Genomic DNA, 24,571 nt, shown 5'->3' with positions numbered 1-24,571 from the left:
AGCCCCTAGAAGGTCGATGAAGAATTCGGGTTCTGGCCCTGCCGCGTGAGCGGCAGGGCCAGACTCGTCATGTGGCGATGGGCGAGTGGGTCGGCGAGATGGTCGGGCCGGACGTGTGGGAGACCTGCCGGGATCTGATCCCGGCCGGGAATGTGTTCGCGTTCCTGGCCGAGCATCACCGTGGGCTTGATCCGCTTTGACGGACATCCGAGATCAGGGGTTCTGCCCCGGGAGGATGTCCATCATGGAGAGCATGGGGAAGAAGAAGCCACGCCCTCGCCGATCGTTCACGGTGGAGTTCAAGGCCGAGATCGTCGAGCTGTGCCGGCGCGGTGACCGCTCGGTCGGCCAGATCGCCAAGGACTTCGACCTGACCGAGACGGCAGTGCGGCTGTGCGTCACTGGCGAAGTGGTTAAGCCCGCCGATGAGAGACCTCGTCTTCGGCCAGGTCAGCGTGTCCTACTCGGTTCTGCGTGAAGCCGCGTTCGACTACCAGCGCTCTGGCATGCCGGACCATCAGCGATGGGACGTCCTTCGCACAATGATCGATACTGCGCTGGCCAGTGGTCGGGAGAGGGTCACGGCCACCGAGTACCGCAAGGCGATCGGCTCACGGCCAATCCCCAACCAGGCCGACGCCATGGTGCCAGAGGCGATCGTCCGGCAGCTCGATCGCCCCGACGCCTGGGCGGCTGTACTCGACCACATCGCAGCAAGTGCCACCAACCGAAGGGGCGTTCTCCTGCGCTTGTCTGAGTAGCCCCTGGTCTCCAGTCGTTGTCCTGGTCTTTGTCCTGTGCGCTGACGGCCGCCCTGGTTCACCGCCGTGCGCGCACCCCATCTGACGTGCCGTGTGAACCCTGACGAACACCCCCGGACGGCCGCGCTAACAGTTGGAAAGCGTGTTGGGGGCAACCCCTCACGAGTTCGAATCTCGTATCCTCCGCCAGTGCCTCACCGGGCCCTTGGACGTTGCCTTACGGAAAAGCGCATGGCGCTGTCCATCCGCAGAACGGACGGGCAGCGCCACACGTGGAGCCGGAGGCCGGCCGGGGCTTAGCCGGGGAACGGCTTGCTGGCCTCGTCATCGGCCTTGATGCAGGCGTTGAGCTTCTTCTGGATGGCGTTCGCCTCGCTGAGCGCCCTGTTGGCCGCCGCGGTCTCCCCCAGCTGCTTCAGCTTCGCCGCCTTGGTCTTGAGGTTGGCGATCTGCTGGCGCATCTGGTTCTGGTTGCACGTGACGGCGGCCTTGGCCGAGACCGCGCCCTGGTCGGCGGACGGGGCGGCGTGAGCGGGCACCGACGTGATGAAGAGGCCGCCGACGATGGCCGCGGAGACGGCCAGGGCGGAGAAGCGCTTGGTCATGAGTGTTCCCCCAGTTAGGGCTTGCGTTGGTCGGAGTGGATCTTACAGAGTCTCCGAACTCGCCAGTAACATGCCCCGCCACCCGGCACCCGCCACCGCCAAATGCCGCTGTCAGCCGTCCGCCTCCGGACCCCAGCGCTCGGGCCCCACGCCGCGCCAGTCGATCCACGACACCTTCGACACGTCCGACGGGTCGATCTCCAGCCCGGCCCGGCGGAGGAACTCCGCCACGTCGGCCACGTTGTGGGCCAGCCCGAGGATCTCGCCGTCCACGCGCACGCGTCGGCCTCCTGTGGCGGACGGCGGATGCACGGTCACGCGTATCGGTGCGGACATGTCCTCAGGATCATCCGGGAAGTCGGGCCCTGCACCCCAGCTCGTCATCGACGATGCCGCCCATGGGTGTCCCCGCCCGAACGGCCCAGGTCACGCAGTTCCCACCACGCGGCGGGGCCCGGGCGCCGTTGCTGCCAGTAGGGGTGGAAGAACACCTCGGCGGACAGCCGGTACAGGCGCCGGCGCAGCTCCGTGCGGCCGGGCCGCTCGGCCAGTTGCCGGTAGGTGGCGCTCCACTCCCGCTGTGCCTGGGCAAGGTCGTCGGGAAACGTTCGCATGGCCGAATTCAATCATGTGTTCGATTTTTCAGGCCACACCACTTGCTCGTGAGGATCAGCGTCCTTCCGGGCGGGGACTCCAGACCTTCGGGAATCAGAGGCCGGTCGGCAGCGCCGGCTCCAACGGCTGTTCCGCCCAGATCGTCTTGCCCGTGGCCGTCTGGCGGGTGCCCCAGCGCTGGGTGAGCTGGGCAACGAGGAGGAGGCCGCGGCCGCCCTCGTCATAGGAGCGGGCGCGGCGCAGGTGGGGGGCGGTGTTGCCGCCGTCGGAGACCTCGCAGATGAGGGAGTCGTCGTGCGTGAGGTGGATGAGGCGGAGCTGGATGGGGGGTTCCGCGTGCCGGATGGCGTTGGTGACGAGTTCGCTGACGACCAGTTCCGTGACGAACGCGGCGTCCTCCAGGTCCCAGGCGTCCAGCTGGGCCAGCGCGTCCTTGCGGGTCTGGGCGACGGCGGAGGGGTCGGCCGGTACGTCCCAGGTGGCGACCTGGGAGGCGTCGAGCGCGCGGGTACGGGCCAGCAGGAGCGCCACGTCGTCCGCCGGGCGGGGCGGCAGCAGGTCGGTGAGGATCCTGTCGCACATGCCGTCCAGGGTCGGCTCCGGGCCCATGAGCAGGTGGCGGAGGCGGAGCATGCCGTCGTCGAGGTCGCGGTCCGGGGATTCGATCAGGCCGTTGGTGTAGAGGGCGAGCAGGCTGCCCTCCGGCAGGTCGATCTCGGCCGCCTCGAAGGGCAGGCCGCCCAGGCCCAGCGGGGGGCCGACCGGGAGGTCGAGGAGTTCGGCGGTGCCCTCGGGGCTCACCACGGTCGGCAGCGGATGCCCGGCCCGGGCCAGCGTGCAGCGCTGGGAGATCGGGTCGTACACGGCGTACAGGCAGGTCGCGCCGACCTCGCCGGCGGGCTCGGAGTACTCCTCGGCCGGCCGCCCGACCTCGGGTTCCGTGGACAGGCGGACCACCAAATCGTCGAGGTGGGTGAGCAGTTCGTCCGGGGGCAGATCGATGTCCGCGAGAGTGCGTACGGCCGTCCGCAGCCGGCCCATCGTCGCGGAGGCGTGGATGCCGTGGCCGACGATGTCGCCGACGACCAGCGCCACCCGCGCCCCGGACAGCGGGATCACGTCGAACCAGTCACCGCCGACGCCGGCGTGCGCACCGGCCGGGAGATAGCGGGACGCCACCTCCATCGCCGCCTGCTTGGGCAGCCGCTGCGGCAGCAGGCTGCGCTGCAGCATCACCGCGGTGCCGCGTTCGCGGGCGTAGCGGCGCGCGTTGTCGATGGAGACGGCCGCCCTGGCCGCCAGTTCCTCGGCCAGCACCAGGTCGTCCTGCTGGAAGGTCTGGGACTTGCGGTGGCGGGTGAAGACGGCGACACCCAGCGTGGTTCCGCGGGCAGTCAGGGGCACCGCCATCACGGAATGGACGCCGAACTCGCGGACCCGGGCGCCCCGGGCCGGGTCCCGGGCGACCAACCGCGTGATCTCGGGGTGCGTCATCTCGTACATCTCCGCCCGTCCCGAGCGCAGCGTCACGACCGGCGCGGTGTTCTCCGGGTACTCGTCCACGTCGCCGAGGGCGACGACCGCCTCCGGCATGCCCGGCGTCACGGACTGGTGTGCGGCCCGTCGCATCACGACAGGGCCGGGCGGCGGCCCGCCCTCCGGGAGCGGCTCGTGCAGGTCCTCGAGGGAGGTCAGCAGGTCGACCGTGACGAAGTCGGCGAGTTCCGGGACCGTCACCTCCGCCAGCTCCTGCGCCGTACGCATCACGTCGAGGGTGGTACCGATGCGCCGGCCCGCCTCGGCGATCAGCTGGAGCCGCTTGCGTGCCCAGTGCTGCTCGGTGATGTCGTGCGCGGTGAGGCAGACGCCCCGCACCTCGCCCGCCGGGTCGCGCAGGGCCGACAGGAAGATCGACCAGGCGTGTTCGCGGGTCTCACCGGCGGCGCGCAGGAAGTTCTCGTTGTACTGCGGCTCGCCCGTCTCCAGGACCCGCATCATGCTCTGCTCCGCCCGGTCGCCGGCCGGGTCGTCCACGATCTCGTTGACCCGCAGCCCGAGCATGTCCGCCTCGGTGAGGGCCACCGAGCGTTCCATGTCCGCGTTGGCGCGGCGCAGGCGGAGCCTGGTGTCGTAGAGCGCCAGGGCGCAGCAGGGGGACTGGGCGAAGCTCCAGGTCACGAAGGGGTCGTCGGCGGGTGGCGGGGGCTGCTGGTTGCTCAGGGCCGACACCAGGAACCATTCGCCGGTCCTGTGGTGGCCGAGGACCTTGATCTCCAGTCGTCGCCCGTCGCGGTGCCGGACCGAAACCGTGCCGTGCCATCTCGGCAGCCGGGTGAACGAAGGCAGATCCGGCGGGACCGGCCCGGCCAGCAGCTCGGCCGCCGGGCGCCCGACGGTCTGATCAGCCGAGTAGCCCAGAAGCTGCTCGGCGCCCGCGTTCCACCCGGTCACCGTGCCGTGTTCGTCGACGGTGACGCAGGCCGTGAGCGCCTCGCCGACCACATCGTCGAGCGGACGTGTAGTCCGGCCGGTGGTGACGGGCTCGTCCATGATCGTTCATCTCGCTCTCGCCGAGATTCACCGGGATCCTGAACCGGCCCGCGCACGTCGGGCCGTCGCTTCGTGGTCCTTCGCCATCCTCACGCCCCCTTCTCCATACTCACGCCCCCTTGTCCTGACACCACTCACGCCCCCTTGTCCTGACACCCGGGACACCACACCGTCGTCCGGCCTGCCACGCGGGTGCGGCGCAGGGGCGTGCCGCAGCGGGGACAGTGCGGGTCGGGGTCGTCGCGGTGGCCGGTGAGCCAGGTGGGGCGTGGCGGGACCCGGCCGGCGGTGACCGCGGGGCGCAGGGTGCGGCGCATCTCGGTGTAGAGGCGGTGGCGCTCGGGCTCGGCGAGGGCGTTCGCCGGGGTGTTCGGGCGCAGCCGCGCCCGCCACAGGATCTCGTCGGCCAGGAGGTTGCCGAGGCCGGCCAGGGCCGACTGGTCGATCAGGACCGACTTGACGCGTCCGCGATGGGAGGCGAGCACCTCCTCGAACTCCCCGCGGTCCACCGTCAGGGCGTCGGGCCCCTGGTCCCGCAGCAGCCGTACGACATCGGATTCGTCGTCGGCCAGCCAGAGGCCCTGGAGTTTGCGCTGGTCGCGGTAGCGGAGCTGGTGGTCGCGGGCGACGGTGAGCAGGACGCGGTCGTGCGGCTCGGCCGCGTCGTCCGGGTGGGCGCAGAGCAGCCGGCCGGTCATGCCGAAGTGCAGCGCGAGGGTTGGGCCGCCGGTGCGGGCGAGCAGCCACTTGCCGTGTCGCTCCGCCCCGGTGACGCGCCGCCCCTCCAGCGAGTCCCGCAGCCGCCGTGCGCTCACGCCATGCAGGACGCTCGGGTCGCGGACGTCGACGCGGCGGATGGTCCGGCCCTTCGCGCAGGACTGGAGCACGTTCCGGAAACCCTCGACGTCTGGCAGTTCAGGCATGGCGGACGGCCTTCGCGGTTGGATGCCGTGCTCTTATCTGTTTGCCCCGTTTAGGGCACTTATCACCTCGCCGGGGCCGGGTGTCGGCTCAGCGCCGCTTGAACTCCACCGGCCCGGCGTTCATCTCCACGGTGCCGTCCGCGTGCAGGACCGGGCGGCGCTCGGTCATACGGCCGCTGTAGGCCTCGACGTGGTGGATCTCCGCCCCGTCGGGCGCCGTGAAGTCCACGAGGGCGATGGCCACCCAGTACCGGGTCTTCGTGTTCTCGAAGAGCGGGACCGTGACGGTCGAGCCGCGCCCGTCGGTGACCACGACCTTCGCACCGAAGCTGCGGAAGGAGCCGAAGCCGTTGCTGACCGCGGAGTAGGCGCACAGCAGGACGTAGCCCTGCTGGTCGGGGCGGACGATACGGAGTGTCTCGCGGCCGGGGAGGCGGGCGTCACCGTCGAGGTGGATGAAGGGACGGTTCTTCCGCGAGCCGAGGCGCTTGTAGTAGACGACGTCCGCGCCCTTGCCCTTGTGCGCCGTGTCCGAGGCGGGCGCGGGGCGCGAGCCCTTCTTGGGCGTGATGAGGGTGCCGGGGGCCTGATCGCCGCGAATCGCCTTCGACGCCGGCACGAACAGCGCGTAGAGGTCGAGGTCGGCGCCCCGTTTGCGGCGCTGCTCGCTGCCGCCGTCCCACTCCAGGGTCGCGGTGACCACCAGCTCGCGGTCCGCCTTGTCCAGGCTCATCGCGACCTGGCCGCCCTTGCCGAGGCTGATCGTGCCGAGCGGGGGCTTGCGCAGGCTCATCGGGGGCGCGGTGTGGGCCGGCTGTGCCCCGCCCGAGGGCTGCTCGGACCGCACCGGCACCTGGGACGCCGCCTGCTGCTCGGACTCCTCGCCCGCTTCCGGCTCCTCCGCCTGCGCCACGTCTATGCCGAAGTCGGTGGCGAGTCCGGCCAGCCCGTCGGCGTACCCCTGGCCGATGGCGCGCAGCTTCCAGGCCTCGCCCCTGCGGTAGAGCTCCATCAGGAGCACGGCGCGTTCGCCGTCGGTGAGGGCCGGCGGGCGGAAGTGGACCGGGTCGGCGCCGACCGGGGAGGCGCGGACGAGCACGTCCTCGACCTCGCGGAAGGTGCGGTTCGCGTCGTCGGGATCGCAGCTGCCGACCAGGACCACCCGGTCCACGTCCGCCGGGAGCCCGGCCGGGTTCATCTCGACGCGCTCCGGGCCCTCGGCATCGGCGGCGAGGTGCCGGACGGCACCGGACTCGGCGGACGGCTGGTTGTAGAAGACCAGGTCGTCGTCGGACCTGACCTTGCCGTCCGCCGCCACCAGCAGGGCACTGAGATCGACCGTGCCGCCCACGGCGTGCAGTTCGGCGACGACGGGCCCGGAGCCCACCGCGATGTTCCCGCCCTTGGTCAGCTCCGGCATGCCGCCCCACCCCTCGAAGATCCCCCGGCGATTTCCCGCCACCCTGCCACATGGCGGGATGCTCAGCGCGGCTCGCGCACCACCGCCGTCTCCCCCGCCGGAACACTGACCGAACCCGGCACCGGCTTGCCCGTCAGCAGTTCCGTGGCGTCCGACGCGACGGCCACGTGGACGGGACGGTCGGTGTGGTTGATGAGGAAGAGATAGTCGGCGTCCGCGCCACGCCGCAGGACCGCCTCGACGCCCTGCGGGGTGCTGCGCACCGGCTCCACTCCCGCCTCCCGGCGGATACGGTCCACAAGCGCGGACAGGGTCGCCGGGTCGGGCAGGGTGGCCACGTACCAGCTCACCCCGGAACCGGTGCTGTTGCGCGTCACCGCCGGTACGCCGCTGAGCGGACCGGTCGTGTACGACTCGACCGACTCGGCGCCGGACAGCCGTACCCGCTCCGACCACAGGGTCCCCGTACCGCCCCCGCTCAGCCCGACCGGCTCCCCCGGCAGCAGCGGGAACAGTTCGTCGGTGCGTACCCCGAGCGCCTCCCGGAAAGCGCCCGGGTAACCGCCCAGCCGGACATGGCAGTTCTCGTCGACCGCGCCGCTGTGGAAGCCGACCGCCAGCGTGCCGCCGCCCGACGCGAAGGCCGTCAGATTCCTCGCGCCCTCGTCGTCCACCAGATACAGCGAGGGGGCCAGCACCAGCCGGTAGGCCGACAGGTCCGCGTCGGGGCGTACGAAGTCCACCGCGACGCCTGCCCGCCACAGCGGCTCGTACCAGGCACGGACCAGGTCCTGGAAGCGCAGCTCGGTGCTCGGCTGGGAGGGGAGTTCCATCGCCCAGCGGGAGTTCCAGTCCCAGACGATGGCCACCTGGGCCGGGACGGTACTGCCCCTGACCTCCGCCAACGCGCGCAGATCCGCGCCGAGCCGGACCACGTCACGCCAGATCCGGCTGTCCGTGCCCGCGTGCGGAAGCATCGCCGAGTGCCACTGCTCGGCGCCCGCCTTCGCCGCCCGCCACTGGAAGTACGCGATGCCGTCCGCGCCGCGGGCCACGTGGGCGAGGGCGTTGCGCCGCAGCTCGCCCGGCCCCTTGGCCCGGTTGACCGGCTGCCAGTTCACCGCGCCCGTCGAGTGCTCCATCAGCAGCCACGGGCCGCCCGCGAGGGAGCGGACCAGGTCGCCGCTGAGCGCGATGTCGATCTCGGACTCGGGATCGGCCGACTGGAGGTAGTGGTCGTTGGAGACGATGTCCAGCTTCGGGGCCCAGCGCCAGTAGTCGAGGGCGTCGAAGTTGTACATCGCCATGAAGTTGGTGGTGGCGGGGATCGCCGGGGCCGCCGCCAGCAGCACCTCGCGCTCCGCCTCGTACAGCGAGAGCAGTTCGTCGCTGCAGAAGCGGCGCCAGTCCAGCTGATGGGTGGGGTTCGGGACGGCACCGGTGGGGCGGGGCGGGAGGATCTCGTCCCAGTCGTAGTACCACTGGCTCCAGAAGCGCGTGCCCCAGGCGTCGTTCAGCGCCGCCAGGTCGTCCGAGTACCGTCTGCGCAGCCAGCGCCGGAAGGCGGCCGCGCTCTCGTCGCAGTAGCACTCGGCGTTGTGGCAGGCGTACTCGTTGTGGACGTGCCACATGGCCAGCGCCGGGTGGTCCGCGTATCGGGCGGCCAGCGCACGCGCGATGCGCAGGGCGGCCTCCCGGTAGGCGGGGCTCGACGGGCAGAACGTCTGGCGGCTGCCGTACGACAGCCCCCTGCCGTCCTTGTCCACGGGCAGTGCCTCGGGGTGGGCGCGGAAGAACCACGCCGGGGGCGCCGCCGTCGGGGTCGCGAGGTCGGCCGCGATGCCGTGGGCGTGCAGCAGGTCGAGGACGCGGTCCAGGAGGGAGAAGTCGAACTCACCCTCCTTCGGCTCCAGCAGCGCCCAGGAGAAGATGCCGACGCTGACCATGGTGACCCCGGCCTCGCGCATCAGGCGCATGTCCTCGGCCCATACCTCCTCGGGCCACTGCTCGGGGTTGTAGTCGCCGCCGTAGGCGATGCCGGGGACGGACAGTTCGCGCTTCACCGGGCACCTCCCCCGAGGAGACGGCGGGTCGTCGCCACGCCCCACTCGTCCAGTGAGAGCAGGCGGTCGCTGGACGCCATCAGGCCGCCCGTCGCCTCGACATGCGCCGCCCACCGTTCCCGGGTCTCCACCGCCGGGCGGGCCATCAGGCAGTCGGGGTCGTTGATCCAGAGGCGGCCGTGCTGCCACTGGCGGCCGGCGCCGGTGAACTCGGCCGGATCCTGCCCGGGTTGGCTGTAGTCGTCGGCCTCGGGGCGGCGGTGCGGCGCCGTGTCGGGGCTGACCCGCATCGCGTCGAACAGGCCGATGGACGCGAGCAGGGGTGCCCCGCAACCCAGCAGATAGGCGTGCGCGCCGATGGCCTCGCGGATCAGCTCGATCCCGGAGCGGTACGCCGTCAGCGCGTCGACGTCCGGGGCGTGCCGTACGCCGTCCAGGGCGCCCGCGTAGAGGAAGTCGACCTTGAAGTAGTCGTAGCCCTCGCCGCGCAGGGTCCGGAAGACCTCCGTCAGATACGCCGCCGCCTCGGGGTGCGTGGTGTCCAGGACGCGCAGGTCGTGGCCCCAGTTGCGGCCGGCGTGCGTGAAGCCGCCGTCGGCGGTGCGCACCAGCCACTCGGGGTGCTCGGCGGCCAGGTCGCTCGCCGGGTCGACCAGGAACGGGGCCGTCCAGATGCCGGCGCGGCGGCCGCGGGAGCGGATGGCGTCGGCGATGCCCGCGCGGGAGCGGAAGCGGCCGGAGAGGGTGAGCCAGTCGCCGAGGGCCTTCTGGTAGCCGTCGTCGATCTGGACGACGTCGACGGGCAGGTCGAGGGTGTCCATCGCGCGGAGGTTCTCGTGGATGTCGTCCTCGGTGACGGCGGTGAAGTACTCGTACCAGGAGCACCAGACGGTGGGCGCCGGGCGGGGAGCCTCGCCCCCGAGACCGGCGGCCCAGTCCGCCAGCACGGCCTGGATGTCCGTGCCCGTCCACTCCTTCACCGGGCCGTCGGCGCTGACCTGCGCCGTGTCCCCGTCGACGGTCAGACGGATCGACGGCACCGCGCGCGTCGGCTCGACGGCCGCCCACAGGCGTACGGGTGAGCCGTCGCCGGGGTCCAGGGCCAGCAGCCCCTCGCCCTGGAAGGCTCCCTCGGGAACGGTGACGCCGGGCCGGTAACAGACCGTCGCCCAGTTGTCGTTGGTCGGGCGGTACGGCTTCTCGCCCAGGGCGTAGGAGCCGCTTGGGCTCCAGGACTGCCAGCCCTCCTCGTGGACACGGGCGTGGGCCGTGTCCACGGGCACGGAGGCGACGGGGGTGAAGGGGTGGTGCACGGGTGTCTCTTTCAAGAAAGGGGCCGTCAGCCCTTGTTGGCGCCCAGCGTCAGACCGCTGACGAACTGCCGCTGGAGCACGAAGTACACGATCAGCGTGGGGATCGCGGTGAGCAGGGCGCCGGCGGCGACCAGGTTCGGGTCCGTGAAGTACGCGCCGGTGAGGTTGTTCAGCGCCGAGGTGATCGGCATGTTCTCGCCGGTCGAGATCAGGACGAGGGCCCAGAAGAAGTCGTTGTAGATCCAGATGGACAACAGCGTCCCCAGGGCAGCCATCGCCGGGCGGCACAGCGGCAGCACGATCTGCCAGTACTGCCGCCACACCGAGGCGCCGTCCACCAGCGCGGCTTCGGTCAGCTCGTGCGGCAGCGAACGCATGTAGTTGCTGAGCACGAAGGCACAGAAGCCCGACTGGAACGCGACATGGATCAGCACCAGGCCGAGCGCGGAGTCGTAGAGCTTGCCGCTCATCGTGATGCCGGGCAGGTCGACCAGCAGGTACAGCCGGTACAGCGGGGTGATGATGACCTGCTGGGGCAGCAGGTTGCCCGCCGTGAAGACCAGCAGCAGCGCCAGGTTGATGCGGAAGTCGAAGCGGCTCACGTAGAACGCGACCATCGAGGACAGGAACAACGTCACCAGCACCGCCGGCACGGCGATGATCATGGTGTTGACGAAGTAGTGGCTCATGTCCGACTGCGTGAACGCGTTCGTGAAGTTGTCGAAGCTCAGCGTGTCCGGCCAGGACACGTATCCCTTCTCGCTCGTCTCGGAGTACGGCCGCAGCGCCGCGTAGATCGCCCAGAGCAGCGGCGCGAGCCAGGCCAGCGCCGCGCCGGCGAGGAACACGTGCAGCAGGATCCGGCCGGGGCGGACGGGGGCGCGCTTCTTGCCGAGCGCGAGGGTGCCGGTACTCATGCGCGCCGCTCCTTCCGGAAGGTGGCCACCAGGTAGGGGATGATCACCACGAGCGAGATCAGCAGCAGGACGACCGCGATCGCGGAGCCGTATCCGATGCGGCTGGACTCGCCGATGATGTTGTTGGTGACCAGGATCGAGAGCAGCTCGGTGCCCTCGGCGCCCTTGTTGAAGACGAAGACCAGGTCGAAGGCGCGCAGGGCCTCGATGATGGTGACGACCAGGACGACGGTGTTGGTGGGGCGCAGGGTCGGGAAGATGACGTTCTTGAACGTCTGCCACTCGTTCGCGCCGTCGAGCGCGGACGCCTCCCGCAGCGAGGGGTCGACGCCCTTCAGGCCGGCCAGGTACAGGATCATCATGTAGCCGGTGTGGCGCCAGGACGCGGCGACGAGGATCGCCCACAGGTTGAGGTCCGGGTCGCCGATCCAGTCGATGTACTTGCCGGGCTCGTTGGCCCCGATGAGGCTGTTGATCAGGCCGGTGTCGGGGTTGTAGACGAGCTGCCAGACGAAGCCGATGACGGCCATCGACAACACGACGGGCAGGAAGAACGCGGTCTGGTACACCCTGCTGAACCGGATCTTCTTGTCCAGCTGCACGGCGAGGAACAGGCCGAGCGGGGTCGGGATCGCGATCAGGACGACGAACCAGATGACGTTGTGCTGGACGGCGGGCCAGAACTGCGGGTTCTGCTCGAAGAGTTCACGGAAGTTCTGCAGCCCGACCCACTGGATGGAGCCGAAGCCGATCCCGTCCCAGGTGGTGAAGGCCAGCGCGATCGAGGCCAGCGCCGTCACCCAGACGAGAGCGATGTGCAGGACGGTCGGCAGGCCCGCCATCAGCCCGAGGGTGAGCCGGTCGCGGCGGGTCAGCAGACGGCGGTGCCCGTGGGGCACCTTCTTGGCGGGGGCAGCGCCCGGAGGCGGCACGGCGGCCGCCTCCGGGATCTCCTTGGTGGTTTCTGTGGTCATGTCGATCAGCCGGACGCGAAGATCGTCTTCTTCTGACGGTCGATCGAGGACAGCAAACTGTCCACGCCCTTGGGGTCGCGGATGAACTTCTGCAGCGCGGGCTGCATCACGGTCGACGTGAAGTCGGGCCGGCTGTCACGGTCCATGAACTGCGTCAGGGACTTGGCGCCGGCGATCATGTCGTACGCCTTCTTCTGCAGCGCGGTGTACGAGGAGGTGTCGGCCTTGGTGGAGGCGTGGACCGAGCTCGGGTCGGACTTGAGGTAGACGGACTCGGCCTCCGGAGTGCCCAGGAACTCCAGCAGCTTGACGGCCTCGGCCTTGTTCTTCGGACTCTTGCTCATCATGAAGCCGTCGGTCGGCGCCTCGACGGTGTCCTGGCCGAACTGCGGGTCGATCTCCGGGAACGCGAAGAAGTCCAGGTCGTCCAGGGCGGCCTTGTCGGTGAACTGCTGGGCCACGAAGGTGCCGAGGAGGTACATGCCGGCCTTCTTGGAGGCCAGCGTCTGGGCCGCGTCCTGCCAGGTGCGGCCGACGGCGCCCTCCTGGTGGTACGGGAGGATCTCGGTCCACAGGTCGAAGACCTTGCGCACCTTGGCGTCGGTCCAGGAGGCCTTGCCCGCCATCAGCTCGACGTGGAAGTCGTAGCCGTTCTGGCGGAAGTTGATCTGGTCGAAGGTGCCGAGCGCGGGCCAGGCGTCCTTGTCGCCGAAGGCGATCGGGACCAGCTTGTCCTTCTGCATCTGCTTGCACAGCGCCACGAAGTCGTCCCAGGTGGTGGGGACTTCGTAGCCGTTCTCCTGGAAGACGCTCTTCCGGTAGAAGATCGCCCACGGGTAGGTGTACAGCGGCACGAAGTAGTACTTGCCGTCCTCGCCCTTGCTGAGCTTCTTCATCGCGTCGGGGAAGTTGCCCCCGATGGTCTGCCACACGTCGTCGATCGGGGTGGCCAGCCCCTTGGCCGCGAAGAACTGCATCCGGTAGCCGGCGAACCAGGTGAACACGTCGTCCGGCGTGCCCTGGAGGTAGGAGTTGATCTGCTCCTGGAAGGTGTTGGAGTCCTTGGTGTTCACGTCGACCGTGATGCCGGACTTCTTCTTGTAGGCCGCGTAGATGTCCGCGAACGCCTTCTTCGGCACGGCGTCGGACGCCTTGGAGCCGAGGGTGACGGTCTTGGGGTCACTCGCCGTACCGCTGCCGCCGCAGGCGCTGAGCAGCGGTATACCCGCGCCGAGTGCGGCGGCGCCGCCTATGCCGCGCAGCAGGGTGCGACGGCTCGGCGAGGGCAGTGAGAGACCGGAGGGGGAGAGGTGCTGCATCTACGGCTCCTGAGGGCAGGGTTCGATCATGAGGGTTGGACGCGTCGAAGTCCGTCGTAATCGATCAGAAATCAACTTGACCGAACACGGTGGCGCAATAACAGCCGTATGTCCGGTCATGCGTCAAGAGATGTCGATGGCCGTTTCGGAAACGTGACCGATATCTCGGACCTCAGGGTCATCGTCAGGGTGATCGAACCCGGGAACGTTCACGGCGACTGCCGGTCCTGCCGCCGAGGTGCGTGTACGGCACACAGGTTCTAGCGGACGACCACGGTCTTGGTCTCACTCACCTGATCGACCTCGGACGTGCGCACCGTCACCTTCATCTCCCACTTCCCAGCGAGGGGCAGGTTGAGGAAGCTGTTGCCCCAGTAGCCGCCCTTGTCGGTGAGTTCGGCGTCGAGGGGGCCGACGTCCTTGGCCGGGAGGGTGAAGGCGACACGCAGTTCGGGGACGGTGGCGACGCCTCCGTCGGGGCCGAAGACGATGGCCTCGATGGAGTTGTCGCCGACCCGGCCCGGGTCGAGGGTGATCTGCACCTTGCCGTGGCCCCCTTGGGTGCCGACGTCGAAGGGAACGACCGTCACGGAGGCGCCGATCACCGCGGGCGACTCCGCCGCCGCCTCGGCCTGTGCCCGGCCGGGCAGGGTGCTGGTGAGGACCGTGGTGACCGCCAGCACCGCCGCACCGACGGCGACCTCGGCCAGCACGGAACGGCGCAGCGCGCGACGCTGCGGGTCGGCCGGCGGCGGTACGTCGCCCTCGGCCTGCGGTGCCTCGGGCAGCGCGGGCGGCCCGCCGACCGGCTCCGGAACCCGTTCCCGCTCCTTCTGCTCCACCACCGCCTCCACGACCGCCTCCGCGTCGGCCGTCGCCAGCCGCGCGGTCCAGCGCCGGGACACGGCCGCCGCCGCGAGCAGCAGAGCCACCGCGACGAGCTTGAGGACCAGGAGCCTGCCGTACGTCGTGCCGGTGAGCGCGCCCCAGGAGCCGAGGCCGCGCCAGGACTGGTAGACGCCGGTGACGACCAGGACGGTCACGGAGACGAACGCGAGGCGGGAGAAGCGGGTGACCGTGACCGGGGTCAGTTGGGCGCGGTACAGCGTCGCGAGCAGCGCCGCGAGACCGCCCATCCACACCGCCGTGGCCAGCAGGTGCAGCGCCGAGGACGTCATCGCCACCGGTACCTGGATGCCCGCGGAGGCGTGCTCGCCGGCTGCCCAGGTCACGGCGAGACCGACGGCCAGGGCGGCGCCTGCCCAGCCGTAGGGCCTACGGCGCCCGGTGAGCCGTACGAGATAGACGGCGGCGACCGCCAGGAGGCCCAGCCGGGCCAGCAGGACCGCGCCCGGCCTGCTGCTCACGGTCCGGGCCAGGGCGTCGGCGCTCAGGGCGCCCAGGGGCCCTCGCCCGTCTCGTACGGGGCACGCAGCACCAGCAGGGCGAGGGTGGCGGCCAGGAGGGTCCACCAGGCCGCCCTCAGCAGCGTGCGGAGCACCGGGGCGTCCGGTGGGCGGCACACCGCCATGAAGGTCGCGGCGCCGATGAGCAGAGCTGCGGCGAGGTAGGCCAGATAGCGGGCGATGTTGTAGAGGCTCTTGGTCGCCGGGTTCTCGGCGGGCCCGGTGTCCACGGTGGCCGTCGTCAGGGACGGCTTCCCGACGGAGAAGGTGAACGCCCCGGACACCGGGTGACTGTCAGCCGACACCACCCGCCACGCCACCGTGTACGTGCCCTCGGCGAGCTTCGCGGGCAGCGTCACCCGGGCGCTGTCACCACCGTCCGAGCCGTGCTCCGGCTCACCCGTGCGCAGCCGGCGGCCCTCGGGGTCCAGCACGCGGAAGGAGTCGTCGAGCAGGCCGACGGACTCCGTGAAGGTCAGGGTGAGGTCACGGGGGGCCGACTTGAGGACGGCTCCGTCCTCGGGGTCGGTGGCGCGGAGGGCTGCGTGGGCCGACGCGGGGGCTGTGCCGCCGAGGAGGAACAGGACCAGCAGGGGGCCGAGCAGCACCAGCCTTTGAAGTCGTCGCCGGCCTTGTCGCCCGTCATCGCACCTCACACCAGTCATCTCCGTCTTCGGAAGCGTCGCCTCGGGAATAGATACGGAAGGGAACGGCTCCACGCTCACCGCGGGGACGCTGTCGAGGCGGCCTGCCCGAAGGCGGGGTGCCGCATCATTGGGCCCGGCCCCCAGAGCCCGGTGCCCACCGGCAGCCTTGATCGCCCGCTTCAGCGCGGCGCGCACTGAACCAGCGCTGACAACCCCGTCGTCTACGCCTCTTCCGCGGCGGCGGACTTCTCAGGTCGCTCGGCGACGAACGAGCCGAGGCCCACCTCAGCTCGGATCAATCCCTCTGCCTTGAGATGGGCCAGCGCCTTCTGCGCGGTCGAGGCGGCGATGCCGAACTCGGTCGACAGCTCCACGACTGAAGGCACCCGGGCCCCCACCGGGTACTCGCCGTCGGCGATGCGGGTGGCGATTGCGGCGGCGACCTGTCGCCAGACGGGTCTCGTGCGGTCAAGCTCCGGGCTCATGCGGTGGACGCTAAAACTCTGCGGTAGACCGCGCGACCGCAGTAGACTGCAGTAGACCGCGAATAAGCCCGTGAGAACCCCCGCGACGGGTGCAAGCCGTCCGGGGGCACGGCCACCAGCCGAATCGGAGCTGATGACATGACCGACCTTATCCACCACCTGGCCGCCTGGGTGGCGCTGCTGCTCAAGCCACCCCGCGCGCATCGTCGGCCCACACGACCGCTCTACCCCGCGCTCGTGGCCCCGCCACGGCCTCCCGTCCCACCCCTCCCGGCCCACCGCAGCCCCTACGGCCTGGACACCCCGCTCGACGCCACCGCAACCCGCTCCGTACGCCCGTACCTCACCGCCCACGAGCAACGTCAGCGGCGCCGCGAACTCGCCCTCGCCGCTCTGGGGCAGGACATGCCCGGCCCGTACTGGATCCATGGGCTGGAGGTCGCCTGATGGCAGCGGAATCGCCCCGCCTGCTCCCCTGGTCGGGTTCCGAAGGCAAGGCGTGTTACCTCATCGCCGATGACCACGGCGGACCGGTGTCCCGACTGGCCGACGCCACCGAGTCCATCCAACTCGGCATGGGCGGCGAACTCCTCGCTCATGCCCACGACATGCTCCCGGACGCCCCGCCCGGTGAGCTCCGCTTCCTCGCCGAGCGCCTGACCGAGGCCCTCCACGACGCCCTCCGGATCGCCGAAAGCCGCGGTCGGCGCCTGCACCGTCCGAACTAGGGCTTGTCTCTAGTTGTGATCAAGTGGCTTGGGGTGGGGGCCGGTGCGATAAGACTGTGGTGTGACGCGTGCGCAACTCACTGACAGTGAGTGGGAGTTCATCGGGCCGTTCCTGCCGGTCGGCAGGTTCGGCCCGTACCCCGAACGTCTGCGTGAGCAGTTCGAGGGGGTGATCTGGCGGTTCCGCACCGGCAGCCAGTGGAGAGAGATGCCCGAACGGTTCGGCGCCTGGCAGACCGTCTACAACCGCTTCATGCGATGGCGGGACGCGGGCATCTTCCAGACCTTGCTGGACGAAGCGATCGCCGAGGCCGCCCGCAGGGCCGAGATCGACATGTCCCTGGTCAGCGTGGACTCCACCACCACGCGGGCCCATCACGACGCCGCCGGCATGCGGGTCAGCGAACAGACCCTGGCCGCACTCGAGGAGGCGGCCCTGCAAAAGGGGGAGCCTCAGAGGGACAAGGCGGGCAGGACGGTGAAAGCGATCCGGTCCGCGACGAACGCCAACGCATCCGATTACGACGGCGGGCCCGGCTGAAGGCCGCTCTGCTCGGACGGTCGCGCGGCGGCCTGACCAGCAAGATCCACCTGGCTGCCGACCGGCGCTGCCGGCCGATGGCCCTCCTTCTGACCGCCGGGCAGGCCGCCGACAGTCCCCAGTTCATCCCGGTCCTGAGCAAGGTCCGGGTCCGTCTGCCCGTCGGCCGTCCCCGCACCCGGCCGGATGCCGCGGCCGGCGATAAGGCTTACTCCTCGCGTGCCATCCGCGCCCACCTGCGCAAACGCCGCATCAAGGCAGTCATCCCGGAGAAGAAGGACCAGGCCGCCAACCGCAGGAAGAAAGGCAGCCGTGGCGGCAGGCCCGTCACCCACGGCACCGATCTCTACCGCGACCGCAACACGGTCGAGCGGGCCATCAACAGGATGAAGGACTGGCGAGGCATCGCGACCCGCTACGACAAGACGCCCGAGAGCTACCTCGCCGGACTCCACCTCCGCGCAGCGACCATCTGGATCAGCAGCCTCCTCAAACCCCAGTGATCACAACTAGAGACAGCCCCTAGCAGCCGCCGAACGCAACGCGAGAGCCCCGGCGGCTACCGGGGCTCTCGACTCCGTGCGATATCAGGACACGGTCACCACCCCGACCGCGCCGACACCCCGCCATCCAGCACCAGGTCATGCCCCGTCACCCACGACGCGAGCGACGACGCCAGGAACACACACGCGTCCCCCACATCCTCCGGCCGCCCCAGTCGCCCCGTCGGCGCCGCCCGCTCCCACCGACGCACCCCCTCCGGCCACGCCTCCTCCAGGCCTTCCCGGTGGATCAGCCCGGGCGAGACCGTGTTGACGCGGATGCCGAAGGGGCCGTACTCCAGGGCGGCCGAGCGGGCGTGCATCACGACTGCTGCTTTGGCGGCGGAGTAGTGGGCGTGCAGGGGCGCCGGACGGGTCGCCTCGATGGAGGCGATGTGGGTCACCGAGCCGCCGCCCTCCTGCTCCCGCATCACCTCGGCCGCGGCCTGCGTACACGCGAACACGCTCGACAGGTTGGTGTCCACGACCGCCCGCCACTGCGCCACGGTCATGCCCGGCAGCTCCCGCGTCGGCTGTACGCCCGCGTTGTTGACCAGCGCGGTCAGCCGCCCGTCACCCCACTCGGCGGCCTCGGCCACCACCCGCCGGCACTCCTCCTCATCCGTCAGGTCGGCCCGCAGCACCAGCGCCCGCCCACCCGACTCCCGGATACGGGACGCCACTTCCCCCGCCGCCTGCACCGCCGTACGGCAGTGCAGGACAACCGCCGCCCCCTCCTGCGCGAACCGCATGGCGATCCCGCGCCCGATACCGCCACCCGCACCCGTGACGAGGGCGACCTGTCCTTCGAGGAGTCCGCGTCCAGTCATGGACGGCACAGTGCCGCGATTCGCGCGGCCTCGGAGGGATAGCGCGCCGTCAGCTCCGCCAGGTCGCCGTGCTCGTAGCCCTCGTAGGTGAAACCGGGTGCCATCGTGCAGCCGAAGAAGGACCAGGAACCGCCCTCCGCCACCCGCGCCCCCATCCAGGTCCCGGCGGGAACGGTGAGCTGGATGTGCCGGCCCCGCAGGACGTCGGGGCCGAGCACGGCGGTGCGTGATGTGCCGTCGGGGGCGAGGAGGAGCAGTTCCAGCGGGTCGCCCAGATAGAAGTGCCAGACCTCGTCGGAGGGCAGGCGGTGCAGGGCCGAGAAGTCGTCCGCGGTGAGCAGGACGACTATCGCGGTCCCCTGCGGCCGTCCGTCGGGCAGCTCGGGCCCAGCCCAGGTCTGCCGGAACAGCCCGCCCTCGCGCGGGATCGGCTCCAGTGAGTAGTGCGCGACGAGGTCTTCGGGAGTCACGCCCGGAAGGCTACCTCCCGGTTCAGGAAGGCGAGTTGGGCCTTCTTCTCCGGGATGTACACGTCCGGGAGGTCGACCTCCGGCAGCACGACCACCGGGCCGGCCGCGAAGCCCTGCTTGAGGAAGCGGGCGATGGCCTTTTCATTGCGCACATCCGGGTCGACGACCACCCGTCGGCGGTCCAGGGTGCCGAAGACGTACGACGCGACGACGCCCAGCAGCACCGAGGTCCAGCCGGGCCGCGCGCCCCCGGGACCGGCGGGCGCCAGCAACAGGTGGATGCCCATGTCGCCCGGAAGGACCTCGTAGCACTCGCTGACCCGGTCAGCCTCCGGCTCGTACGTCTGGAGCACCGCCACCGGGTCCCCGTCCAGTGCCACGAGGAAGGCGTGGTGGGTGTCGAGGGTGTCCATGTGGGCGTAGATCCCGGCCACCTGGTCCCTGGTCAGGCCGTTCATGCCCCAGAAGGCGGCGCGTTCCTGGCTGACCCAGCCGTGGATGACCTCGGCGTCGGCCTCCGGGTCGAGGCGCAGCACCCGGACGGCGCCGAAGCCTTCGACGGCCTGTTCGTGAACGGCTTCGCGGACGGGTTCCGTCACGGCGGCGGGCAGGTCAGACATCGGACTCCTTCTCCAGCTTGGTGAAATCGGTGACGACCGGCACCAGATCTCCCCCGACCCACAGGGGGAGCTGGTCGCGGTGGTGGGGTGAGGCGGGGATGCCGGACGCGCCGAGCGGGACCACCCAGCGGCTCGCCTCGCGGTCGGCCAGGTCCCAGACGTAGCGGGCGGCGGGGCCGCGCGCGCTCAGGTCGGTGAGGCCGGGTACGGCGGAGGTGCACAGCACGCAGTCGTGGTCGCCGGACAGGCCGGGTCCGTCGTACGGGCCGGTGGGGAGCGCCCGCCACGGGGCGAGGCGGTGGGTGTCGCCCCAGGTGCCGGTGAGCTGCCCGCCGGTCGCGGCGGCCACCTCCTCGACGGCCTCGCGGACGATCTCGGCGCGGTCGATGCCGTACAACTCCTCGGCACGCAGCAGGTGTTCCAGGGCGAAGCCGACGCGCGGGAGCAGGGACAGCCAGGGGAGCAGGACCTGCGGGTAGGCGGGCGGGGCGGACAGTGCGGCGAAGGCCGGGTGCGCGGCGAGTCGCCGTACGACCGCACCGCGCACCGCCGCGTACCCGGCCGCGGCCGCGCTGTCCGCGTCCATGTGGCGGTCCCAGGCGAGAAGGGTCCGGCGGATCCGGGCAGCCTCGGGGGTGAGGGTTTCGAGGGCGCGCAGCATCCCCAACAAGGGTTCTGCGGAGGCGAGTTGCGTGTCCATGTGGATCGCCGGCATGTCGGCGGCCGACCAGTGGTCCTTCTCTCCCAGTAGGGCCGTGATGCGGTCGGCGCGATGAGGCGGAGCGAACTCGACGCCCAGGGGTGCGGCGAGGCCCCGCTGGTTGGCCATGGCGGCCACGCCGTCGGTGAGGCCGCCGCGGGGCGTCTCGTGCCAGCCGCGCCACTCGTGGCCGGGCTGCCAGGCGGGCACGAGCCGGGTGCGGTTGGCCTCGGAGCGCACCGGCACCTTTCCGGCGACGCGGTGCAGCAGGCCGCCCTCGGTGTCGGCGGCCTGGACGACGTTGACGGGCTCGGCCCACAGGCCGACGGCCCGGTCGACGTCGGCGACGCTGCGGGCGCGGAGGAGGGGGAGGAGGGCGCTGAAGCCGAGGTCGGCGGTGACGCGGGGCGGGTAGCGGAGGGTGACGGCGAGGGGGCCGTCGGCCAGGACACGCCCAGCGGAGAAACCTTCCTGCAACCCTTCGGACAGCCCGTCCTGCGATCCCTCGGACAGCCCGTCCGGCACCCCCTCGGGCAACCCTTCCGGCCCCCCGACGATCACCGGCCCCCGCTCCGTCTCGATCACCTCGACCTCGGCCGGCTCCTCCCCCGCGACCTCCACGACCTCGGTGTGCCGGACGGCCCGCCGCCAGACCCCGTCCGGGTCCAGGGCCTCCACGCCCGCCCCGGTGCGCCGCAGCCGCTCCCGGTACAGGTCCTGGTAGTCGGCCATGGCGTTGGTGATCGCCCAGGCGACCGTGCCGGTGTGGCCGAAGTGGGCGATGCCGGGGACGCCGGGGACGGCGAGTCCGATGACGTCGAACTCCGGGCAGGAGAGGTGGATCTGCTGGTAGACCCCGGGCTCCTCGATGAAGCGGTGCGGGTCACCGGCGATGATCGCGTGTCCGGTGACGGTCCGTTCGCCGCTCACCAGCCAGCCGTTGCTGCCGGAGGTGGCGGGCCCGTCGGCGGCGAACAGCCCGACCGCGCCGGCCCCCAGATGCCGTACGACCTGCTCACGCCAGAGCTTGGCAGGGAAGCCCGCGAAGAGGATGTGGATGCCGAGCCAGATGCCGAGCGGAGCCCAGGGTTCCCAGCGGCCGGGAGCGAGCCCGGCCTGCGCGAACTCCGGGCTGCGGCGGGCGCCTTCGGCCAGACTCTCGTTGACCCCGTCGACGTACGCCCGCACCCACTCCGACGTCTCCGGGTCCCGTCTCTCCAACGCGTCGAAACAACGTCTCGCCGTGTCGTCGAGGCGGGCCCGTCTGACGAACCGGTCCCAGGGCAGGGCCTCGGCGCCGAGGAAGGACGCGGACGTGCCCTGGAAACGGTGCCGCTCCACCTCCAACTGCCAGGCCCGGTCGAGGGCGGTGACCCGGCCCTGTACCCGGGCGAGTTCTCTCGCTCCGTCGGCGCGGAGATGCGGTATGCCCCAGGCATCACGGAAGATCTCGCCGGTCACCTGCGCCCCTCCCTTGCTTTAGGTTAGGCTTCCCTAAGTTATTGGTGCGGGAATCGTACGCGAAAGGTGAAGACACCATGGGGCAGGGGCACGGCTGGGAGGGCGCGGTCCTGAAGCTGCTGCGCGCCAAGGACTTCGTGTTCACGGTGACGGGCGCCGAGGACGTCACGCCGCAGTACCGCCGCGTCCACCTCACCGACGGCGGCATGCTCGCGGTGACCGGCGTCCACCCCACGATGTGGGTCCGCCTGTGGTTCGACAACGCGGGCAAGCCGCACCAGCGGGCGTACACCCTGGTCGACGCGGATCCGGCGGCCGGCACCTTCAGCCTGGAGTTCGCCCTGCACGAGGGGTGCGCGAGCGACTGGGCGCGGGCGGCGAAGCCCGGGGACACCATCGAGGCGACCGTCCACGGCACGGACTTCGCCCAACCCGACCCGGCCCCCTCCCACGTCTTCGCCATCGCGGACACGGCCTCCCTCCCCGCCCTCAACTCCCTCCTCACCACCCTGGACCCGGCACCCGCGACGGTGTGGTTCGAGGGCGAGCGGGACGGCCTGCCCTTCCGGACGGCCGAGTCCCGCCACGACGTACGGACACTGCCCAGGCGCGACGCCGGGGCCCACCTGGTCACCCAGGTGAAGGATGCCCTGCCCGACCTCCTCAAGAGCACCGCGGAGCCGTACGTCTGGATCGCCTGCGACACGGCGACGACCCGCGCCCTGACCTCCTACGTCCGCAAAGAGCTGGGCCTGCCCAAGCAGCGGGTGAACGCGCTGGGGTACTGGCGCCCCTGACCGGGCAGGGATGCGGACCCCTTGCGCGTCCCTGCCCCCGCGCGCGTCCGGACAGCGCGCGGGATGATCGGGGTCATGGACGTCACCCTGCATCTCGCCCAGGACCCCGAGGCCGACGCACTCCTCGGCCGCAGCCCGCTCGCGGCGCTGGTCGGCATGCTGCTGGACCAGCAGGTTCCGATGGAGTGGGCGTTCAAAGGGCCCCGTACGATCGCGGACCGGCTCGGCGCGGACGACCTCGACGCGCACGACATCGTGGCCCAGGACCCCGACGCCTTCGCGGCCCTGCTGTCCGAGAAGCCGGCCGTGCACCGCTACCCGGGCTCCATGGCCAAGCGGATCCAGCAGTTGTGCCAGTACCTCGTCGAGCACTACGACGGCGAGGCCGAGCTCGTCTGGAAGGGCGTCGCCGACGGACGCGAACTGCTGCGCCGCCTGGAGGACCTGCCCGGCTTCGGCAAACAGAAGGCCCAGATCTTCCTCGCCCTCCTCGGCAAGCAACTGGGCGTAAGCCCCACCGGCTGGCAGGAGGCCGCGGGCGCCTACGGCGAGCCGCAGTCCTTCCGCTCCGTCGCCGACATCACGGGGCCCGAGTCCCTGACCAAGGTGCGCGCGCACAAGCAGGAGATGAAGGCGGCGGCCAAGGCGGCGAAGGCGGCGCGGAAGTAGGCACCGCGGCAGCAGCCCCCGGCCACGGCGAGCGGCCGGCCGTCAGTCGACTGGACCGCCCCGGATGGCGGGCGGAACGGGGACGTTCCCAGCATGGAGCATGACCGAGTCACCGGGTGGCCGCCTCGGGGGCCGCGACTATGACGACCGGCGGGTTCATGCGGGACATCCGCCCGGGGCGGGTGCGGGACGGGAGGCCGAGCCCGCCTTCGAGGGGCCGCTGCACGTCCTGTCCCGGGCCGCCTGGCAGGTCGTCCTGGGCACCGGGCTCTGCTCGCTGGTGCTGGGCATCCTGGTCCTGGTCTGGCCGGGCGCCCCGCTCTTCGTCTCCGGGGTCCTCTTCGGGCTCTATCTCCTGATCAGCGGCGTCTTCCAGCTGGTCGCCGCGTTCGGCACGCACCGGACGACCTCGCTGCGGGTGCTGGCCTTCGTCAGCGGCACCGTGTCGGTCCTCCTCGGCCTGTTCTGCTTCCGCCGCCCGATGCAGTCGATCCTGCTGCTCGCCCTGTGGATCGGCATCGGCTGGCTCTTCCGCGGCGTCACCCAGACCCTGGCCGCCGCCTCCGACAAGTCCATGCCGGCCCGTGGCTGGCAGATCTTCCTCGGTGTCGTCACCGTCGTCGGCGGAATCGTGCTGATCGACTCCCCGATCGAGTCGGTCACCGTACTGATGCTGCTCGGCGGGTGCTGGCTGGTGGCGGTCGGTGTCGTCGAGATCGTCATCGGACTCCGGATGCGGCAGCGGGCGCGCCAGGTCCCGCACGAGCTGTGATACGCGCAGCGGACCAGTACGCCGTACGGGCGTATCTCACGCCGAACGGGATGAACGCCGTACGGCCCGCGGGGAGATGACCTTCCGTGAGTACCGCGAGTACCGCACGACGCCTCTCGCGCAGCCGCGCCTGGCTGCGGGTCCTCGTGCTGCTGCTCGCGTTGCTGGTGCCGGGCGCGCACGCCCAGGCGCACGCCCTGCCCGTCGTGGCCGGCGTCTCCGGCGAGGTCGCCGAGCACGACGTCCTCGACACGGCCCTGCGGCCACCGGCCCGGGCCGACCGGCGCAACGCCGTACGGACGCGTCCGGCCCCGCCCCCGAGGCCGGCGCCCGGCGCCGCACCGGCCCCTCGGTCCTGCGCGCCGCCCGGGCAGCCGTACGTCCCGCACATCCTGCGCACCGTGGTCCTGCGCTGCTGACAGACCCCAGCCACGAGGTCCGTC

24 protein-coding genes and 3 pseudogenes are annotated in these 24,571 nt (G+C 71.0%); 10 read left to right on the top strand and 17 right to left on the bottom strand.

Annotated features, from left to right (window positions below; all coding sequences use genetic code 11):
• The first annotated feature begins 71 nt into the window (after window positions 1–71).
• The 3 genes and pseudogenes from OHO27_RS21630 to OHO27_RS21620 all read left to right on the top strand — a co-directional run bounded on the left by OHO27_RS21630 (window position 72) and on the right by OHO27_RS21620 (window position 761).
• A complete protein-coding gene (locus tag OHO27_RS21630) occupies window positions 72–200 on the top strand; it encodes a hypothetical protein (protein WP_328426380.1) in 129 nt (42 codons plus the stop codon).
• A gap of 53 nt (window positions 201–253) precedes the next feature.
• Window positions 254–391, top strand: a pseudogene (locus tag OHO27_RS43170) (transposase); the annotation flags it as partial.
• 34 nt (window positions 392–425) lie between these two features.
• Window positions 426–761 (top strand): hypothetical protein, encoded by a 336-nt coding sequence (locus tag OHO27_RS21620; protein ID WP_328426377.1) that lies wholly within the window; start codon window positions 426–428, stop codon window positions 759–761.
• Window positions 762–1,057: 296 nt separating this feature from the next.
• Here OHO27_RS21620 and OHO27_RS21615 read toward each other — a convergent pair whose 3' ends face one another.
• The 13 genes and pseudogenes from OHO27_RS21615 to OHO27_RS21555 all read right to left on the bottom strand — a co-directional run bounded on the left by OHO27_RS21615 (window position 1,058) and on the right by OHO27_RS21555 (window position 15,998).
• Window positions 1,058–1,366, bottom strand: a complete 309-nt coding sequence (locus OHO27_RS21615; protein ID WP_328426376.1) for a hypothetical protein — start codon at window positions 1,364–1,366, stop codon at window positions 1,058–1,060.
• A gap of 111 nt (window positions 1,367–1,477) precedes the next feature.
• Window positions 1,478–1,702, bottom strand: coding sequence for a hypothetical protein (locus OHO27_RS21610; RefSeq protein ID WP_328426375.1), 225 nt, complete (start codon window positions 1,700–1,702; stop codon window positions 1,478–1,480).
• Window positions 1,703–1,746: 44 nt separating this feature from the next.
• A complete protein-coding gene (locus OHO27_RS21605; protein ID WP_328426373.1) occupies window positions 1,747–1,980 on the bottom strand; it encodes a hypothetical protein in 234 nt (77 codons plus the stop codon).
• Between the two features lie 94 nt (window positions 1,981–2,074).
• Window positions 2,075–4,531 carry a SpoIIE family protein phosphatase gene (locus tag OHO27_RS21600; protein ID WP_328426371.1) on the bottom strand — a complete coding sequence of 819 codons (2,457 nt, stop codon included), beginning with the start codon at window positions 4,529–4,531 and terminating at the stop codon, window positions 2,075–2,077.
• A gap of 134 nt (window positions 4,532–4,665) precedes the next feature.
• Window positions 4,666–5,454: an Fpg/Nei family DNA glycosylase gene (locus tag OHO27_RS21595; RefSeq protein WP_328426369.1), complete on the bottom strand. Its 789-nt coding sequence runs from the start codon at window positions 5,452–5,454 to the stop codon at window positions 4,666–4,668.
• 88 nt (window positions 5,455–5,542) lie between these two features.
• Window positions 5,543–6,874: a TerD family protein gene (locus tag OHO27_RS21590; RefSeq protein WP_328426367.1), complete on the bottom strand. Its 1,332-nt coding sequence runs from the start codon at window positions 6,872–6,874 to the stop codon at window positions 5,543–5,545.
• Window positions 6,875–6,936: 62 nt separating this feature from the next.
• Window positions 6,937–8,937, bottom strand: a complete 2,001-nt coding sequence (locus OHO27_RS21585) for a beta-galactosidase (protein ID WP_328426365.1) — start codon at window positions 8,935–8,937, stop codon at window positions 6,937–6,939.
• On the bottom strand, window positions 8,934–10,250 hold the full coding sequence (locus OHO27_RS21580; RefSeq protein WP_328426363.1) for a glycoside hydrolase family 36 protein: 1,317 nt from the start codon (window positions 10,248–10,250) through the stop codon (window positions 8,934–8,936). Before OHO27_RS21580 ends, OHO27_RS21585 begins: the two co-directional genes overlap by 4 nt.
• A gap of 26 nt (window positions 10,251–10,276) precedes the next feature.
• Window positions 10,277–11,167, bottom strand: coding sequence for a carbohydrate ABC transporter permease (locus tag OHO27_RS21575; RefSeq protein WP_328426361.1), 891 nt, complete (start codon window positions 11,165–11,167; stop codon window positions 10,277–10,279).
• Window positions 11,164–12,141, bottom strand: a complete 978-nt coding sequence (locus OHO27_RS21570) for a carbohydrate ABC transporter permease (protein ID WP_328426359.1) — start codon at window positions 12,139–12,141, stop codon at window positions 11,164–11,166. The genes OHO27_RS21575 and OHO27_RS21570 overlap by 4 nt, the downstream gene beginning before the upstream one ends.
• Before the next feature lie 5 nt (window positions 12,142–12,146).
• Entirely contained in the window at window positions 12,147–13,460 is a 1,314-nt protein-coding gene (locus tag OHO27_RS21565; RefSeq protein ID WP_328426357.1) for an ABC transporter substrate-binding protein, read from the bottom strand.
• A gap of 260 nt (window positions 13,461–13,720) precedes the next feature.
• A pseudogene (locus OHO27_RS21560) lies at window positions 13,721–15,474 on the bottom strand (copper resistance CopC/CopD family protein).
• 260 nt (window positions 15,475–15,734) lie between these two features.
• A complete protein-coding gene (locus OHO27_RS21555) occupies window positions 15,735–15,998 on the bottom strand; it encodes a GntR family transcriptional regulator (protein ID WP_328426355.1) in 264 nt (87 codons plus the stop codon).
• Window positions 15,999–16,136: 138 nt separating this feature from the next.
• Here OHO27_RS21555 and OHO27_RS21550 point away from each other — a divergent pair, with 138 nt between their 5' ends.
• From OHO27_RS21550 to OHO27_RS21540, 3 genes and pseudogenes are all read left to right on the top strand, one after another.
• The gene (locus OHO27_RS21550; RefSeq protein WP_328426353.1) at window positions 16,137–16,445 is read left to right on the top strand and encodes a hypothetical protein; all 309 of its coding nucleotides are present in this window, start codon (window positions 16,137–16,139) and stop codon (window positions 16,443–16,445) included.
• Window positions 16,445–16,726, top strand: coding sequence for a hypothetical protein (locus OHO27_RS21545; protein WP_328426351.1), 282 nt, complete (start codon window positions 16,445–16,447; stop codon window positions 16,724–16,726). Before OHO27_RS21550 ends, OHO27_RS21545 begins: the two co-directional genes overlap by 1 nt.
• Window positions 16,727–16,787: 61 nt before the next feature.
• Window positions 16,788–17,770 (top strand): annotated as a pseudogene (locus OHO27_RS21540) (IS5 family transposase).
• Window positions 17,771–17,865: 95 nt separating this feature from the next.
• Here the strand turns inward: OHO27_RS21540 and OHO27_RS21535 are convergent.
• Genes OHO27_RS21535 through OHO27_RS21520 form a run of 4 tightly spaced genes read right to left on the bottom strand, consistent with a single transcriptional unit; the run spans window position 17,866 to window position 21,890 of the window.
• Window positions 17,866–18,639, bottom strand: coding sequence for an SDR family NAD(P)-dependent oxidoreductase (locus tag OHO27_RS21535; RefSeq protein ID WP_328426349.1), 774 nt, complete (start codon window positions 18,637–18,639; stop codon window positions 17,866–17,868).
• Window positions 18,636–19,109, bottom strand: a complete 474-nt coding sequence (locus OHO27_RS21530; RefSeq protein ID WP_328426348.1) for a cupin domain-containing protein — start codon at window positions 19,107–19,109, stop codon at window positions 18,636–18,638. Before OHO27_RS21530 ends, OHO27_RS21535 begins: the two co-directional genes overlap by 4 nt.
• A complete protein-coding gene (locus OHO27_RS21525) occupies window positions 19,106–19,729 on the bottom strand; it encodes a GNAT family N-acetyltransferase (protein WP_328426346.1) in 624 nt (207 codons plus the stop codon). The genes OHO27_RS21530 and OHO27_RS21525 overlap by 4 nt, the downstream gene beginning before the upstream one ends.
• On the bottom strand, window positions 19,722–21,890 hold the full coding sequence (locus OHO27_RS21520) for a penicillin acylase family protein (RefSeq protein ID WP_328426344.1): 2,169 nt from the start codon (window positions 21,888–21,890) through the stop codon (window positions 19,722–19,724). The genes OHO27_RS21525 and OHO27_RS21520 overlap by 8 nt, the downstream gene beginning before the upstream one ends.
• A gap of 77 nt (window positions 21,891–21,967) precedes the next feature.
• Here OHO27_RS21520 and OHO27_RS21515 point away from each other — a divergent pair, with 77 nt between their 5' ends.
• The 4 genes from OHO27_RS21515 to OHO27_RS21500 all read left to right on the top strand — a co-directional run bounded on the left by OHO27_RS21515 (window position 21,968) and on the right by OHO27_RS21500 (window position 24,547).
• Window positions 21,968–22,687 (top strand): siderophore-interacting protein, encoded by a 720-nt coding sequence (locus OHO27_RS21515; protein WP_328426342.1) that lies wholly within the window; start codon window positions 21,968–21,970, stop codon window positions 22,685–22,687.
• A 75-nt stretch (window positions 22,688–22,762) separates the two neighbouring features.
• The gene (locus OHO27_RS21510; protein ID WP_328426340.1) at window positions 22,763–23,356 is read left to right on the top strand and encodes an HhH-GPD-type base excision DNA repair protein; all 594 of its coding nucleotides are present in this window, start codon (window positions 22,763–22,765) and stop codon (window positions 23,354–23,356) included.
• Window positions 23,357–23,456: 100 nt separating this feature from the next.
• On the top strand, window positions 23,457–24,128 hold the full coding sequence (locus OHO27_RS21505) for an HdeD family acid-resistance protein (protein WP_328426338.1): 672 nt from the start codon (window positions 23,457–23,459) through the stop codon (window positions 24,126–24,128).
• A gap of 86 nt (window positions 24,129–24,214) precedes the next feature.
• The gene (locus tag OHO27_RS21500) at window positions 24,215–24,547 is read left to right on the top strand and encodes a hypothetical protein (RefSeq protein WP_328426336.1); all 333 of its coding nucleotides are present in this window, start codon (window positions 24,215–24,217) and stop codon (window positions 24,545–24,547) included.
• The last annotated feature ends 24 nt before the right edge of the window (window positions 24,548–24,571 follow it).

The sequence above is a fragment of the Streptomyces sp. NBC_00443 genome (genome assembly GCF_036014175.1).
Lineage (GTDB): Bacteria > Actinomycetota > Actinomycetes > Streptomycetales > Streptomycetaceae > Streptomyces.
This window is presented reverse-complemented; position numbering and strand designations above follow the sequence as displayed.